Below are 15,393 nucleotides of genomic sequence, written 5' to 3'. Positions count from 1 at the left end.
TTGCTGCTTAATTAGGCTTCAGTCCCTGGCCAGCTGACTGCAGATCTCGGCGACGCGCCGGGTTGCCTCAGGCTTGGCCAGTCCGCGCGCCAGGCGCGCCATGTCTTTCAGCTGCGGCCGGGTCAGGCTGGCGATGGTTTGCGCCAGCCCCTCGGCCGTCAGGTCTTTCTGCTGCACCAGCAGGGCCGCGCCCTGCTTCGACAAAAATTCCGCGTTGGTGGTCTGGTGGTCGTCCACCGCATGCGGGAACGGCACGAACATCGCCGCCACGCCTGCGGCAGCCACTTCCGAAACCGTCATCGCGCCGGCGCGGCAGATCACCAGGTCCGCATCGGCGTAAGCGCGCGCCATGTCGTCGATAAACGGCAGGGTCTGCGCGGGCACCTGCGCGGCCGCGTAGTTGGCGCGCAGCGTGTCGATCTGCTTCGCGCCCGCCTGATGCGTGACCACCGGGCGCTTGCCCTCGGGCAGCAGCGCGATGGCCTTGGGTACCACCTCGTTCAACGCCGCAGCGCCCAGGCTGCCGCCCACCACCAGGATGCGCAGCGGGCCGCTGCGCTGGTCATAGCGCGCTTCGGGCGCGTCCAGGTGCGCCAGTTCCTCGCGCACCGGGTTGCCTGTCCATTCGCCGCCGGGCAGCGTGTCCGGGAATGCGCACAGCACGCGGTCGGCCACCTTGGCCAGCACCTTGTTGGCCAGACCGGCGATCGAGTTCTGCTCGTGCAGCACCAGCGGCCGCCCCAGCAGCGACGCCATCATGCCGGCCGGGAAGGTGATATAGCCGCCCATGCCCAGCACCACGCTCGGGCGCACCCGGCGCAGCGCGACTATGCTCTGCCAGAACGCGCGCAGCAGGTTCAGCGGCAGCAGGAACTTGGTCACCAGGCCCTTGCCGCGCAGCCCGCCGAACTGGATGAACTCCATCGGGATGTCGTGCTTGGGCACCAGCGTGGCTTCCATGCCGGTGCGGTTGCCCAGCCAGACCACCTTCCAGCCTTGCTCGCGCAGCGCGTGCGCGACCGCAAGCCCCGGGAACACGTGCCCCCCGGTGCCGCCGGCCATCACGAGCAAGGTGCGCGGTGCGGTCATACCTTCCCTCCGCGCATCAATACTCGATTTTCATAATCAATGCGCAGCAGGATCGCCAGCGCCACGCAGTTCATCAAGATCCCCGACCCGCCATAGCTCACCAGCGGCAGCGTCAGCCCCTTGGTCGGCAGCAGGCCCAGGTTCACGCCCATATTGATAAAGGTCTGCCAGCCGATCCACACGCCGATGCCCTTGGCCACCAGCCCGGCAAAGGTGCGGTCCAGCTGCAGCGCGGTGCGGCCGATATTGAAGGAGCGGCGCACCAGCCAGTAGAACAGCACAATCACCACCAGCACGCCGATAAAGCCGAATTCCTCGCCGATCACCGCGAGGATGAAGTCGGTATGCGCCTCAGGCAGGTAGTGCAGTTTCTCGATGCTGCCGCCCAGGCCCACGCCGGTCCACTCGCCGCGGCCGAAGGCGATCAGCGAGTGCGTCAGCTGGTAGGCCTTGCCCAGCGCATTGCTCTCTTCCCACGGGTTCAGGTAGGCGAAGATCCGCTCGCGCCGCCAGGGCGACGCGGTGATCAGCAGCGCGAACGCGCCCACTGCCACGCCGACCAGCCCGGCGAACAGCTTGCCGTTGATGCCGCCCAGGAACAGGATGGCCATGGCCACGGCCGCGATTACCAGGAATGCGCCCATGTCCGGCTCGAGAAGCAGCAGCATGCCGACCACCACCACGGCCACGCCCATCGGCAGGAAGCCCTTGGACACGGTCTGCATCCACTCCTGCTTGCGCACCGTGTAGTTGGCGGCATACAGCACCACCGCCAGCTTCATCAGCTCCGATGGCTGGAAGTTCATCACGCCCAGCGGGATCCAGCGCCGCGCGCCGTTCACGCCCTTGCCGACGAACGGCACCAGCACGATCACCAGCAGGATCAGTGCGACGATAAAGAGCTTGGGCGCGTAGCGGTCCCACACCTTGACCGGGATCTGGAACGACGCCAGCCCGACCGACAGCCCGATCCCCAGCGCGAACGCATGGCGCATCAGGAAGTGGCTCTCGCGGTAGTTGGCGTAGCGCGGCGAGTCCGGCAGCGCGATCGAGGCCGAATAGACCATCACCAGGCCGAGCGCGAGCAGCACGATCGACACCCACAGCATGGGCTGGTCGTACTCCATCATGCGCGAGCGCGTCGGCTTGACGCCGGACACGGCGTCGCGCAGGCCACCCCAGGCATTGCCGATGGTGGCGCCGATAAAGCCGCTGCGCTTGACCTGTGCTTCGCTCATGGCAGGATCCCCCGGGACAGCGCCAGTTCTTCCACCGCGCCGCGGAACACCTCGGCGCGATGCACGTAGTTGCGGAACATGTCGAGGCTGGCGCACGCCGGCGACAGCAGCACCACGTCGCCGTTCTCGGCCAGTCCGGCAGCCTTCGTCACGGCCTCTTCCAGCGTGGCGGCGTCGACCAGGCTGGCACCGCTGCCCTGCAATGCATCGCGCAGCTCACCCGCGGCGCGGCCGATCAGCACCACCGCGCGTGCGTACTGCGCCACCGGCGCGGCCAGCGGCGAGAAATCCTGGCCCTTGCCTTCGCCACCGGCGATCAGCACCACGCGCTTGTCCAGCCCCGACAGCGCGGCCACGGTGGCGCCGACATTGGTGCCCTTGCTGTCGTCGAAATACTCGACGTCGTCGATGGTGGCAACCCACTCCACGCGGTGCGGCTCGCCGCGGTATTCGCGCAGGCCGTGCAGCAGCGCGTTCATCGGCAGGTCGATGGCACGGCACAGCGCCAGCGCGGCCATGGCGTTGGTGGCGTTGTGCATGCCGCGGATATGCAGCGCGTCGGCCGGCATCAGGCGCTTGTGGCGCGCCGGCACGGCTTCCTGGACCACCTCGGCGGCCTTGCGGCGGCGCGGCTTGCCCTCCCCTTCCGCGTCCGGGTCGGCTTCGGCCAGCACCAGCCAGGGCATGCCGCCCTCGCGCAGGATGCCGAAGCTGCCCGGCGTTTCCGGCAGGTCGGTGCCGAAAGTCAGCGGCGAGCGCCCGGGCCGCGCCATGTCCATGGTCAGGCGGTCGTTGCGGTTGAGCACCTGCACGCACTCGCTGCCAGCCGGCCCGAAGATACGCGCCTTGGATGCGGCATAGGCTTCCATCGAGCCATGCCAGTCCAGGTGGTCCTGGGTGACGTTGAGCACGGTGGCCGCGGCGGGCGCCAGCGTGTGCGTGGTTTCCAGCTGGAAGCTGGACAGCTCAAGCACCCACACTTCCGGCAGCGATGCCGAGGCGATGCAGGCCGACAGCTTGTCCAGCGCCGACGGGCTGATATTGCCCGCCACCGCCACGCTCTTGCCGGCGCGCTCCACCAGCCGGCCGGTCAGCGCGGTGGTGGTGGTCTTGCCGTTGGTGCCGGTGATCGCCAGGATCTTCGGCGCGTAGCCGGACTCGGCTTCCAGGTGGCGCAGCGCGCGCACGAACAGTTCGATCTCGCCCCACACCGGGATGCCGCGCGCCTGCGCCGCGGCCAGCAGCGCGCCGGTGCCGGCTTCCAGCGGCGACAGGCCCGGGCTGATCGCCACCAGGCCGATGCCGTCGAGCAGGCTGTCGGCGAACGGGCCGCCGACGAACTCGGCCGAAGTCAGCTCGGCCTGCAGGAAGACAAGGTTGGCGGGCGCCTCGCGCGTGTCGGCCACGCGCACCGCGCAGCCGTTCAGGCCACACCAGCGCGCCATGGCCAGGCCCGATTCACCGAGGCCCAGTACCAGCACATGAGGTTTTTGCAGCTCGCCAAACACTTCGATTTCCTGCCTTTGATTTCCTGAATCTATATAGAAGAGCGCCGTCAGTCCCTGACCCGCGCAACCGTTAACGCAACTTCAGTGTCGACAACCCGATCAGCACCAGCAGCATGGTGATGATCCAGAAGCGCACCGTGACTTGGGTTTCCTTCCAGCCGCCCAGTTCGAAATGGTGATGCAGCGGCGCCATCCTGAAGAGCCGCCTGCCTTCGCCATAGCGGCGCTTGGTGATCTTGAACCACGTGACCTGCGCCATCACCGACAGTGTTTCCACCACGAAGATGCCGCCCATCACGAACAGCACGATCTCCTGGCGCACGATCACCGCCACCGTGCCGAGCGCGCCGCCCAGCGCCAGCGCGCCCACGTCGCCCATGAACACCTGCGCCGGGTGCGCGTTGAACCAGAGGAAGGCCAGCCCCGCCCCGCTCAGCGCCGAGCAGAAGATCAGCAGCTCGCCCGCGCCCGGGATATGCGGGAACAGCAGGTACTTGCTGTAGACCGAACTGCCCATCACGTACGCAAACACACCCAGCCCGCTGCCGACCAGCACCACCGGCATGATCACCAGCCCGTCCAGGCCGTCGGTCAGGTTGACAGCGTTGCTCGAGCCCACGATCACCAGGTAGGTCAGCACGATGAAGCCGGCCACGCCCAGCGGGTAGCTGATCTCCTTGAAGAAAGGCACGATCAGGTTGGACTTGTACGGCATGTCCAGCGACAGCCCGCCCTCGACCCAGCTCAGGAACAGGTCCCACACCTTCACGTTGCTGCTTTCCGACACCGAGAACGCTAGGTAGACCGCGGCCACCAGGCCGATCAGCGTCTGCCAGAAAAATTTCTCGCGGCTCGACATGCCGCGCGGGTCGCGATACACCACCTTGCGGTAGTCGTCGACCCAGCCGATAGCGCCGTAGCCGAAGGTGACCAGCATCACCACCCAGATGAAACGGTTGCCCCAGTCGCACCACAGCAGCGTCGACACCGCGATCGAGACCAGCACCAGCACGCCGCCCATGGTCGGCGTGCCGGCCTTGACCAGGTGGGTCTGCGGGCCGATGGTGCGCACCGCCTGGCCGACCTTCAGCTCGGTCAGCTTGCGGATCACCCACGGACCGAACGCCAGCCCGATCAGAAGCGCGGTGAGGTTGGCCATCACCGCGCGGAAAGTCAGGTAGTTGACGACCCGGAGGAAGCTGTAGTCGTTTTGCAGCCACTGGGCCAGAGCCAATAACATCGTGTTGTCTTATTTAGTGTGCGGAAGAGTCTGCGACCAGCGCCGCGACCATCCGTTCCATGCGCATGAAGCGCGATCCCTTCACCAGCATGGCGCCCGCTTGCGCCACCATGCCCCTGCTGTCTTCCTCCAGTGCCTTTGCCAGTGCTTGCGCGCTGCCGAAATGCCGGCCGCCCGCGCCGAATGCCTGCACCGCATGCACGGCCAGTTCGCCGGTCGCCCACAGCGTGCCAACGCCGCGCGCCTTGGCGTAGGCGCCGATCTCTTCGTGGAACGCCGGGCCCTGGTCGCCCACTTCGCCCATGTCGCCCAGCACCAGGATGCGCGGCGCGGCAAAGCCGGCCAGCACGTCGATGGCGGCGCGCATGGAGTCGGGGTTGGCGTTGTATGTGTCGTCGATGACGACCGTCCCACCCGGCGTGTACTTGACCTGCAGCCGGCCCTTGACCGCATGAAAGCCGGCCAGGCCCGACTGGATCGCCGGCACGTGCACTCCCGCGGCCAGCGCGCAGGCGATGGCGGCCAGCGCGTTGCGCACGTTGTGCTCACCCAGCAGCGCCAGGCGCACGTCGAAGCCATGGCCGGGCGCGCGTACCTGCATCACCTGTGCGCCGTCGACCAGCGTCACGGTGGCGTGCACATCGGCGCGCTGCGAGGTGCCGAACGACAGCGCGCGGCGCGCGCCCGCGGCTTCGCGCCACACCGGCGCGTGGGCGCCGCCGCTTTCCGCGTCGAGCGGGTACACCGCCACGCCGTGGGCCGGCAGCGCCGCGATCGCGGCGGCGTGCTCGTGGGCGACGGCTTCCACGTTCACCATGAACTCCTGGTGCTCGCGCTGCGCGTTAGTGATCACCGCCACGGTGGGCTGGGCGATGCCGGCCAGGTAGACCGTCTCGCCCGGGTGGTTCATGCCGAGCTCCAGCACCGCCAGCTTGTGCGTGGCGCGCAGGCGCAGCACCGTCAGCGGCAGGCCGATATCGTTGTTCAGGTTGCCGCCGGTGGCCAGGCGCTGGTCCTCGCCCACCGCCGCGGCAAAGATGGCCGCGATCATTTCCTTGACCGTGGTCTTGCCGTTGCTGCCGGTCACCGCCACCGCCGGCAGCGTGAACTGGCGGCGCCAGCCGGCGCCCAGCTCGCCCAGCGCGAGGCGCGTGTCCGGCGCGACGATGGCCGGCACGCCGGCATCGACTTCGCGGCTGACCAGCACGGCGGCAGCGCCGCGTGCCACCACGTCGGCGATGAAGTCATGCGCGTCGAAGCGCTCACCCTTGAGGGCGACGAACAGGTCGCCCGGCTCGACGCTGCGGCTGTCGGTATGCACGCGCGAAAACTTCACGGCGGCGTCGCCGCAAACGCGCGCGCCGGCGATCCAGCCGGCGGCTTGCTGCAAGGTGGTCATTGGGGTCTGGCTCATGCCGATACTCCACGGGTGGCAAGCGCCAGTCGTACGTGTTCGCGATCGGAGAACGGGCGCTTGCGGCCCTGGATCTCCTGGGTGGCCTCATGGCCCTTGCCCGCCACCAGCACCACGTCGGCCGGTGCCGCGTGCTTGACGGCATAGAGGATGGCGGCGGCGCGGTCTTCGATCTGGCGAGCGCGCGCGCGCTCGGCCATGCCGTCGGCAATGGCGTCCAGGATGTCCTGCGGGTCTTCGCTGCGCGGGTTGTCGCTGGTCAGGATGACCTCGTCGGCCTCGCGCTCGGCCACTGCGCCCATTAGCGGGCGCTTGATCGGGTCGCGGTCGCCGCCGCACCCGAACACGCACCACAGGCGGCCGTTGCGCGCCTGCGCCACCGGGCGCAGCGCGGCCAGCGTCTGCGCCAGCGCGTCCGGGGTATGGGCGTAGTCGACCACGGCCAGTGGCGCATCCGGGCCGCCGGCGGCACCGAACAACTCCATGCGCCCTTCCACCGGCGTCAGCGCGCGCAGCGCGGCGATGGCGGCGTCCCACGCCACGCCGTTGGCGAGTGCCGCACCCAGCACCGCCAGCAGGTTGCAGACGTTGAAGGCGCCGATCATCGGCGTGGCCATCTCGGCGCTGCCGAAGCTGCCGTCGATATGGAAGGCGGTGCCGGTGGGCGTGGCGCGCACGTTGGTGGCGCGCAGCCACTCGCCGCGCGGGCGGCGCACCGTGGCCGCGTCGGGGCCGTCGATGCCGTATTCGATCACGTGCGGCGCACCGATGGCGGCGGCGTCCGCCGCAAGCAGGCGCTGGCCCATGGCGTCGTCGCGGTTGATCACAGCAGTGCGCAGGCCGTCCCAGCGGAACAGGCTCTCCTTGGCGGCCTCGTACTCAGCCATCGAGCCGTGGTAGTCGAGGTGGTCCTGGGTCAGGTTGGTCAGCACCGCCACCGAGAAATGCGTGCCGGCCACGCGCTCCTGCTCCAGGCCGTGCGAGGACACCTCCATCGCCACGGCGCGCGCGCCGGCGTCGTGCAGGGACGCCAGGCTGGCCTGCAGCTGCACCGCGTCGGGCGTGGTGAAGCCGGTGGCCTGCAGCGCGCCCGGGAAGCCGGTGCCCAGTGTGCCGATGGTCGCGCAAGGCGTGCCGGCGGCCTGCAGCACCCGTGCCAGCCACTGGCTGCACGAGGTCTTGCCGTTGGTGCCGGTAATGCCGGTCACGGCCAGGCCGCGCACCGGGTTGCCATGCCAGCCGGCGGCGATCGGGCCGGCCAGCTGGTGCAGGCGGCTCACCGCGAGGTGCGGCACGACGTCGCCGAAGGGCCAGTCGAAGCCGTCGGCCTCATAGACGATGGCCCCCGCGCCGGCGGCGATCGCCTGGGCGATATAGGGCCGGCCGTCGGTGGCCAGGCGCTCGTTGCCGAGCACGTAGGCGAAGAACACATCGCCGCGCGCCAGGCGCCGGGTATCGCCGGTCAGCTGCGCGGCGGCGGCCACGTTGGTACGCAGCCAGGCCAGCGCGTTGCTGGCCTGGGCGGTGACCTCGAGCGGGAGCAGTGGCTTGGCCGTCATTGGGTCGAGCTCCACGGTTCGCTCTCCTGCACCTTGTCGCTGACCACCAGCTGGCGGATCGGCGAGTCGGGCTGCACATTCAGTGCGCGCAGCGTGCCGCCGGTGATGGCCGCGAACGCCGGGCCGGCCACCAAGCCGCCGTAGTGGCTGCCGGCCGTGGGCTCGTCCACGCTGACGGCCACGATGATGCGCGGATTCGACATCGGCGCCAGGCCGATGAACGAGGCGCGGTACTTGCTGCGGTTGTAGCCGCGGCCTTCATGCTTGTAGGCGGTGCCGGTCTTGCCGCCGACGCGGTAGCCCATCACCTGCGCCTCGGGGGCGGTGCCGCCGGGCGCGGTCACGGTTTCCAGCATGGCGCGCACATCGCGCGCCACCTGGGGCGACAGGATGCGTTCGCCGGCGACAGGACCGTTGGTGCGGAACATCGACACCGGGATCAGCTCGCCGTCATGCGCGAAGATGGTGTAGGCATGCGCCATCTGGAACAGCGACACCGACAGGCCGTAGCCGTACGACATGGTGGCCTGCTCGATCGGGCGCCAGCTCTTGAACGGGCGCACGCGGCCGGCCACGGCGCCGGGGAAGCCGATCTTGGGCGCCTGGCCAAGGCCGACGCTGGTGAACATGTCCCACATTTCCTGCGGCTTCATCATCATCGCGATCTTGGTCGTGCCGATGTTGCTCGACTTCTGGATCACGCCGCTCACCGTCAGCGCCCCATAGTTGTGGGTATCGCTGATGGTGGCGCCTTCGAAGTTGTACTTGCCGGTGGTGGTGATCACCGTGGACGGCGTCACGCGCTTGAGCTGCAGCGCCAGGCCGACCGTGATCGGCTTCATCATCGAGCCCGGCTCGAAGGTATCGGTCAGCACGCGGTTGCGCAGCTGCTCGCCGGACAGCCGGGTACGGTCGTTGGGGTTGTAGGTGGGCCAGTTGGCCAGCGCCAGCACTTCGCCGGTCTGGGCGTCGAGCACCACCGCGCTGGCGGCCTTGGCCTTGTGCTTTTCGACCACGGCCTTGAGTTCGTTATAGGCCAGGTACTGGATCTTGGCGTCGATCGACAGCTGGATGTCCTCGCCGTCACGCGGGGTCTTCAGCACGCCGACGTCCTCGACCACGCGGCCCAGGCGGTCCTTGATCACCTGGCGCGCGCCGGCACGGCCGGCCAGGCCGGGCTCGCGCGCCAGCTCCACGCCTTCCTGGCCGCGGTCTTCCACGTTGGTGAAGCCGACGATGTGGGCCATCGCCTCGCCTTCCGGGTAGAAGCGCTTGTATTCGCGGGTCTGGTGGATGCCTTCGATCTTCAGCGCGGCGATCTTGTCGGCGACGTCAGGCAGCACCTGGCGCTTCAGGTAGACGAAGCCCTTGTCCTCGGACAGCTTCTTGCCCAGGTCTTTCTCGGACATGCCGAGCAACTTGGCCAGCTGGCGGATCTTGGCGGCATCGACCTGGTTGGGCACGTCCTCGGGCACCGCCCAGATGGCCTTGACCGGCAGGCTGGTGGCCAGCACCAGGCCGTTGCGGTCCAGGATCTTGCCGCGCGTGGCCGGCAGCTCCAGCGTGCGCTGGAAGCGCTTCTTGCCCTCGGCCTCGTAGAACTGGTTGCCGGGGCCCTGGATCCAGGCCGCGCGCACGGCCAGCGCGCCGAAGGCCGCGAACATCATGAACACCACCAGCTTGGAGCGCCACATCGGCAGGCGCAGGCCCAGCACCGGGCTGGCCGAGAACTGGCCGCTGCGCGGGCGCGACGCGGTGCCGTTGCGGTCACGGCGGGGCGGGTTGGGACGGGCCATGCTCATCGGCGCGCCTCCGCGGCACTGGCCGGCGCCGCCTCGGCGGGCGCCGGCAGCACGATGCCGGACAGGTACTGGGTCTTGCCGGGGTTGACCGGCGCCATCTTCAGCTGCGCGCGCGCCGTGTCGGCGATGCGCGCGCTCTTGCCCAGCGCGCTCTGCTGGTACTGCAGGCGCGACCAGTCGATATCGAGCTGCTTCTCTTCAGCCTGGGCCCGCTCCAGTGCGACGAACAGCGTGCGCGCCTGGTGCTGCGCGCTCACCAGCGACAGCGCGCACAGGATCAGCGCGGCGAGCAGGAAGAAGGTCAGGCGGTTCATGCGCGTGCGCCTCCGCCCGCAGGAGTCGCGGCAGGGGCCAGCTTCTCGGCCACGCGCATCACGGCCGAGCGCGCGCGCGGGTTGGCGGCCACCTCCTCAGTGCCCGGCTTGTAGCGGCCGAGCAGGCGCAGCGTCGGTTGCGGCAGGTCGGCCGCGCGCAGCGGCGCACGGCGCAGCGCCGGGTCGGCATCCTGCTGGGGACGGGCGTGCGCCGCCATGAACCGCTTGACGATGCGGTCCTCCAGCGAGTGGAAGCTGATCACCACCAGGCGCCCTCCGACCTGCAGCAGTTCATACGCCGCCTTCAGCCCTCTTTCGAGGTCCTCAAGCTCTTGATTGACGTGAATCCGTAGAGCCTGAAAGGTGCGGGTCGCAGGGTCCTGACCCTTCTCGCGTGTCTTGACGGCTTTCGCCACGAGCGCGGCAAGGTCGGCAGTAGTGGCGATGAGTCCGCCATCGCCGGGTTCGCTCCGGCGAGCAACAATCGCCTTTGCAATCTGTACAGCAAACCGTTCTTCCCCATAGTCTCGTATCACCCTGGCAATGTCCTGCTCATCCGCCTGCGCCAGCCACTGCGCGGCAGTGATGCCGCGCGTGGTGTCCATGCGCATGTCCAGCGGGCCCTCGAAACGAAAGGAAAACCCCCTCGCCGCCTCGTCGATCTGGGGCGAGCTGATCCCCAGGTCGAGCAGCACGCCAGCGACGTGGCCGCGCCCCGACAGGCGCTCGGCCATGGCCGCAAAGCTCGCGTGCTCAATGGAGAAGCGGGCATCCTTGATGGTGCCCGCTTCTGCGATTGCTGCTGGGTCCTTGTCGAACGCAACCAGGGCCCCGTCTGGCCCCAGCCGGGCCAGCACCGCCCGGCTGTGCCCTCCCCTGCCGAAGGTGCCGTCGACGTAGACCCCGTCGGGCCGCCAGACCAAGGCGTCGACGGCCTCGTCCAGCAGCACGGTGCGATGGCGCAGGGCGGGGGTTGCCGGCGTTCCGGTAGGACTCATGACCTCGTCAGAAAGAGAAATTCTTCAATGCTTCGGGCATGCCCTGCGCCATCGCCTGCTGTTCCTTGGCGGCGTAGGTCGCGGCATCCCACACTTCGAAATGGCTGCCCATGCCGAGCAGCATGACTTCCTTGTCGAGCAAGGCGGCACTGCGCAGTTCCGGGGCGATCAGCACCCGGCCCGCGCCGTCCATTTCCACGTCGGCGGCGTTGCCCAGGAAGATGCGCTTCCACCAGTGCGCATCCATCGGCAGCGCTGCAATGCGCGTGCGGAAGGTTTCCCACTCGGGCCGGGGAAACAGCAACAGGCAGCCATCCGGGTGCTTGGTCAGCGTCACCCGGCCTTCGGCCTGCTGTTGCAGCGCCTCGCGGTGCCGGGACGGAATGGACATCCGCCCCTTGGCATCCAGCGAGAGTGCCGATGCTCCCTGAAACAAGCTTGCTCCCGGTCCATGCCGGCCGGTTGTCGGCCAGCATGCGCGTGAATCCCTTCTGTTCCGACTATGGCGACATCATCCCACGGCCGGGGCCCAATTTCACACAAAAATACACTTCCTCACACTATTTCCCACTTTAGAGGAAGCGATATGGCGGGTCAAGGCTGGTTGCAGGGCAGCAAACGAGTTTTTTTGAATCAGAACAATGACTTAGCGCGCACACTTCACGCACCGAAAAAGTGAATCCTTAATGAAATGAAGATCTTAGGGAGGAAAGCCGAGAAACCACCTGAGAACCACTTGCGGAGGAACTGCCGGCGGCACGGGAGAGACCTGCCCCGTCGCGCGAAGAAAGGATACAACAATTGCCCGCCAGCCCCGCCGGAACCAGGGCCAGCGAGGGGCAAGCAGGGGCCGGCTCAGATCCGGTAGGCGGCGGTGGTCATCACGCGCGAGGCGCCGCGCATCAGTGCCCGCACCGGGGCGGGCAACGGGATCCCGCCGGCATCGCGCGCGGCATCGCCGTGGCGGATCTCGTCGTCGCGCATCTGCTCGAGGATGGCGCGCGAGCGGCCGTCGGCCTCGGGCAGGCGGTCCAGGTGCCCGCCCAAGTGGTGCTCGACCTGGCGCTCGGTCTCGGCGACGAAGCCCAGGCTGACACGATCGCCGGCGCGGCCGGCCACCCAGCCGATGGCGAAGGCGCCGGCGTACCACAGCGGGTTGAGCAGGCTCGGGCGCGAGCCCAGTTCGCGCAGGCGCTCGGCGCACCAGGCCAGGTGGTCTTCCTCTTCGCGCGCGGCGGCATCCATCTGCGCGCGCACCGCGCCGTTGCGGGCGGTGAGCTTCTGGGCCTGGTACAGGGCCTGCGCGCAGACCTCGCCGACATGGTTGACGCGCATCAGCCCGGCCACGTGGCGGCGTTCATCGGCGCTCATCTGTTCGGTGTCCGGTGCCAGCCGGTCAGCCGGGTTGGTGCGCGCGGTGCGCGTGGCGCCGGCAATGGCGCGCAATGCCACGTCGAATTCTTTGATCAGGGTGTCCATGTCGCAGAGGCAGTTGGTCTTCGTTCCCGGCAGCCCCTGCCATCATGGGGTGCGCGGCCGCGGCGCGGCACGCGCAGGGGCCATCGGGATTACCCGCATTGTAGCTTGCCTCTAATCGGCGCCAACCCGCATCCCGCCTTGCATTGATGCGCCTGGCTACTCAGAAACCCTGAGTTGTTAAAAGAAGACAAGGGGGATTGGCCTGACTAGTGAATTAAGGGTTGTTTGTTACAGTACTTCGCAACTTCCAAGGAAGTTTGACGCACGGGGGATGGAGACCAACAGGAGGTTCGCCCGGGCCGTCACCAATAATTCTTACAGTGGAGATCAACGAGCATGAAGAAATCGCTTCTGGCGCTGGCAGCGCTTGGCGCATTTGCTGGGGCGGCGCAGGCCCAATCGAGCGTGACCCTGTACGGCGTGGCCGATGCGAACCTCGAATACGTCAGCAATATGTCGACGACGAACCCGACCAACGCCAGCCCCACCAACCCGTTCCCGGGCGCAGCGCACAACCTGTTCCGGATGTCCTCCGGCGGCCTGTCCGGCTCGCGCTGGGGCCTGCGTGGCGTCGAGGACCTGGGCAGCGGCCTGAAGGCGCTCTTTGTGCTTGAAAGCGGTTTTGGGCTGGATGACGGGAAATCGCAGCAAGGTGGCCGCCTGTTCGGTCGTCAAGCCTACGTCGGCCTGGAAAGCGACCAGGTCGGCCGCGTGACCTTCGGTCGCCAGTACACCTCGCTGTTTGACATGATGGCCAACTTTTCGCCGGCCGGCTATGCCACCCAGTACGAGCCGGTGGTCGCTCAACTGGGCCTGAACTTCCGCTCGGACAACACTGCCAAGTACACCGGCAAGTTCGGCCCGGTGACCGCGGTCGCGCACTGGTCGTTCGGTAACGGCGTTGCCGGCGGCGGCGAAGTCCCCGGCCAGTTCCGCCGCGACACCGGCTACGGTGCCGGCCTGGCGTGGGCCGCCGGCCCGTTCGGCATTACCGCCGCCTATGACCAGTACAACCCGACCCTGAACGCCGCCGGTGGCACCGGTGACTTCAAGAAGGCCGCGGTTGCCGCCAGCTATGCCTTCGGCCCGGCCAAGCTGATGGCCGGCTATCGCTGGGGCATGAACAAGGCACCGAATGACAATACGATCCTGAAGGACAACTACTACTGGGTCGGTGCCAACTACCAGGTCACGACGGCGCTGGGCCTGACGCTGGCTTACTACTACGACGACGTCAAGAACCTGAACCTGGCCGCCACCGGCGCCACCAACAATATCAAGAACCCCTGGCAGATTTCGTTCATCGCCGACTACAACCTGTCCAAGCGCACCGACCTCTACCTGACCACCGCCTATTCGAAGAACGCCGGCCTGAACTTCGACACCTCGGCCATCAGCTTCGCCAACGGCTACTTCCTGGGTGCCGGCAAGGACAACATGGTCGGCGTCGCCCTGGGCATCCGCCACAAGTTCTGATCGCCTGTCGATCCCGGTCGCAAGGCCGGTCTGCAAAGGCACCTCCGGGTGCCTTTTTTCATTGGCGCGCCCCCCACTCCCATAGGGCATCACCTCATCGGCGCCACCCCGGCAGCGGACTAGAATGCACTTACCGTAGCCGCCCCACCGACCTCACGAGCGGACAACACCAGGAGACTCACGCATGCAACCCAATCGCCGGCGCGCCGTCGCGCTGCTGCTGTCCGCCAGCCTTGCCGCGCTCGCCAGCCAGTCGGTGCTGGCCGCCGACCCGTACCCGGCCAAGCCGATCCGGCTGGTGGTGCCCTTTGCCGCCGGCGGCACCACCGACATCCTGGCCCGCGCCGTGGCCGCGGAGCTGGCCAGGCTGCCGGGCTGGAACGTGGTGGTCGACAACAAGCCCGGCGCCGGCGGCAATATCGGCGCGGACCTCGTCGCCAAGGCCGCGCCGGATGGCTACACGCTGCTGATGGGCACCGTGGGCACCCATGGCATCAACCAGTCGCTGTACGGCAAGCTGCCGTTCGACCCGATCAAGGACTTCGCTCCGATCACCGAGGTGGCGGCCGTGCCCAACGTGCTGGTGCTGAATCCGGCGTTTGCGCAGCAAAACAAGATCGACAGCGTCAAGGACCTGATCGCCTACGCGCGCGCCAACCCCGGCAAGATCAACATGGCCTCCAGCGGCAACGGCACCTCGATCCACCTGGCCGGGGAGCTGTTCAAGACGCAGACCCGGACCTTCATGGTCCACTTCCCCTACAAGGGCAGCGGGCCGGCGCTGACAGACCTGGCCGGGGGCACCGTGCAGGTGATGTTCGACAACCTGCCTTCGTCGATGGCGCTGATCAAGAGCGGCAAGCTCAAGGCGCTGGCGGTGACCAGCGCCAGGCCGTCGCCGGCGCTGCCGGGCGTGCCGACCATAGCCCAGGCCGCGGGCCTGCCGCAGTATGAAGCCAGCTCCTGGTTCGGCATGCTGGCGCCGGCCGGCACGCCGCCGGATGTCATCCACCGCATCCAGCAGGAAGTGGCCAAGGCGCTGAATGCCCCGGCCGTGCGCGAACGCCTGCAGGCGCAGGGCGCCGAGCCTGTCGGCAACACCCCGGAGCAGTTCGCCGCGTTCATCCGCGCCGAAACCGCCAAGTGGGCCAAGGTGGTCAAGGATTCCGGCGCCAAGGTGGATTGACGCCGATTTGATCGCCGGCAGGGCGGCGGCCCGTATCGCGCATATACTTGAGGCATCAAATGTCGGCTGCCCGCCCCGTGGGCGGCCCCT

At 68.0% G+C, this 15,393-nt stretch carries 13 protein-coding genes; 2 read left to right on the top strand and 11 right to left on the bottom strand.

What is annotated here, in order from left to right:
* Positions 1-18 precede the first annotated feature (18 nt).
* The 11 genes from murG to coq7 all read right to left on the bottom strand — a co-directional run bounded on the left by murG (position 19) and on the right by coq7 (position 12,641).
* Positions 19-1,089 (bottom strand): undecaprenyldiphospho-muramoylpentapeptide beta-N-acetylglucosaminyltransferase, encoded by a 1,071-nt coding sequence (murG, locus tag AC3WL8_RS15945; protein WP_013958073.1) that lies wholly within the window; start codon positions 1,087-1,089, stop codon positions 19-21.
* Complete coding sequence (gene ftsW, locus AC3WL8_RS15940; protein ID WP_492378431.1) at positions 1,086-2,327, bottom strand: putative lipid II flippase FtsW; 1,242 nt, start codon at positions 2,325-2,327, stop codon at positions 1,086-1,088. The genes murG and ftsW overlap by 4 nt, the downstream gene beginning before the upstream one ends.
* Positions 2,324-3,835, bottom strand: a complete 1,512-nt coding sequence (gene murD / locus AC3WL8_RS15935) for a UDP-N-acetylmuramoyl-L-alanine--D-glutamate ligase (RefSeq protein ID WP_211980323.1) — start codon at positions 3,833-3,835, stop codon at positions 2,324-2,326. The genes ftsW and murD overlap by 4 nt, the downstream gene beginning before the upstream one ends.
* A 70-nt stretch (positions 3,836-3,905) precedes the next feature.
* Entirely contained in the window at positions 3,906-5,075 is a 1,170-nt protein-coding gene (mraY, locus tag AC3WL8_RS15930) for a phospho-N-acetylmuramoyl-pentapeptide-transferase (RefSeq protein WP_013958076.1), read from the bottom strand.
* Positions 5,076-5,088: 13 nt separating this feature from the next.
* Positions 5,089-6,489, bottom strand: a complete 1,401-nt coding sequence (locus AC3WL8_RS15925) for a UDP-N-acetylmuramoyl-tripeptide--D-alanyl-D-alanine ligase (protein WP_492378430.1) — start codon at positions 6,487-6,489, stop codon at positions 5,089-5,091.
* The gene (locus tag AC3WL8_RS15920) at positions 6,486-8,048 is read right to left on the bottom strand and encodes a UDP-N-acetylmuramoyl-L-alanyl-D-glutamate--2,6-diaminopimelate ligase (protein ID WP_492378456.1); all 1,563 of its coding nucleotides are present in this window, start codon (positions 8,046-8,048) and stop codon (positions 6,486-6,488) included. The genes AC3WL8_RS15925 and AC3WL8_RS15920 overlap by 4 nt, the downstream gene beginning before the upstream one ends.
* Positions 8,045-9,850 carry a peptidoglycan D,D-transpeptidase FtsI family protein gene (locus AC3WL8_RS15915; RefSeq protein WP_013958079.1) on the bottom strand — a complete coding sequence of 602 codons (1,806 nt, stop codon included), beginning with the start codon at positions 9,848-9,850 and terminating at the stop codon, positions 8,045-8,047. Before AC3WL8_RS15915 ends, AC3WL8_RS15920 begins: the two co-directional genes overlap by 4 nt.
* Entirely contained in the window at positions 9,847-10,164 is a 318-nt protein-coding gene (gene ftsL, locus AC3WL8_RS15910) for a cell division protein FtsL (RefSeq protein WP_013958080.1), read from the bottom strand. The genes AC3WL8_RS15915 and ftsL overlap by 4 nt, the downstream gene beginning before the upstream one ends.
* Positions 10,161-11,162: a 16S rRNA (cytosine(1402)-N(4))-methyltransferase RsmH gene (gene rsmH, locus AC3WL8_RS15905; RefSeq protein ID WP_492378429.1), complete on the bottom strand. Its 1,002-nt coding sequence runs from the start codon at positions 11,160-11,162 to the stop codon at positions 10,161-10,163. Before rsmH ends, ftsL begins: the two co-directional genes overlap by 4 nt.
* Positions 11,163-11,169: 7 nt before the next feature.
* The gene (gene mraZ, locus AC3WL8_RS15900) at positions 11,170-11,598 is read right to left on the bottom strand and encodes a division/cell wall cluster transcriptional repressor MraZ (protein ID WP_013958082.1); all 429 of its coding nucleotides are present in this window, start codon (positions 11,596-11,598) and stop codon (positions 11,170-11,172) included.
* 419 nt (positions 11,599-12,017) lie between these two features.
* Entirely contained in the window at positions 12,018-12,641 is a 624-nt protein-coding gene (gene coq7, locus AC3WL8_RS15895; RefSeq protein ID WP_211980325.1) for a 2-polyprenyl-3-methyl-6-methoxy-1,4-benzoquinone monooxygenase, read from the bottom strand.
* A 336-nt stretch (positions 12,642-12,977) separates the two neighbouring features.
* Here coq7 and AC3WL8_RS15890 point away from each other — a divergent pair, with 336 nt between their 5' ends.
* A complete protein-coding gene (locus tag AC3WL8_RS15890) occupies positions 12,978-14,117 on the top strand; it encodes a porin (RefSeq protein WP_211980326.1) in 1,140 nt (379 codons plus the stop codon).
* Positions 14,118-14,301: 184 nt separating this feature from the next.
* Positions 14,302-15,303, top strand: a complete 1,002-nt coding sequence (locus AC3WL8_RS15885; protein WP_013958085.1) for a tripartite tricarboxylate transporter substrate binding protein — start codon at positions 14,302-14,304, stop codon at positions 15,301-15,303.
* The last annotated feature ends 90 nt before the right edge of the window (positions 15,304-15,393 follow it).

Source organism: Cupriavidus sp. FW305-F7, from assembly GCF_058782875.1.
This window is presented reverse-complemented; position numbering and strand designations above follow the sequence as displayed.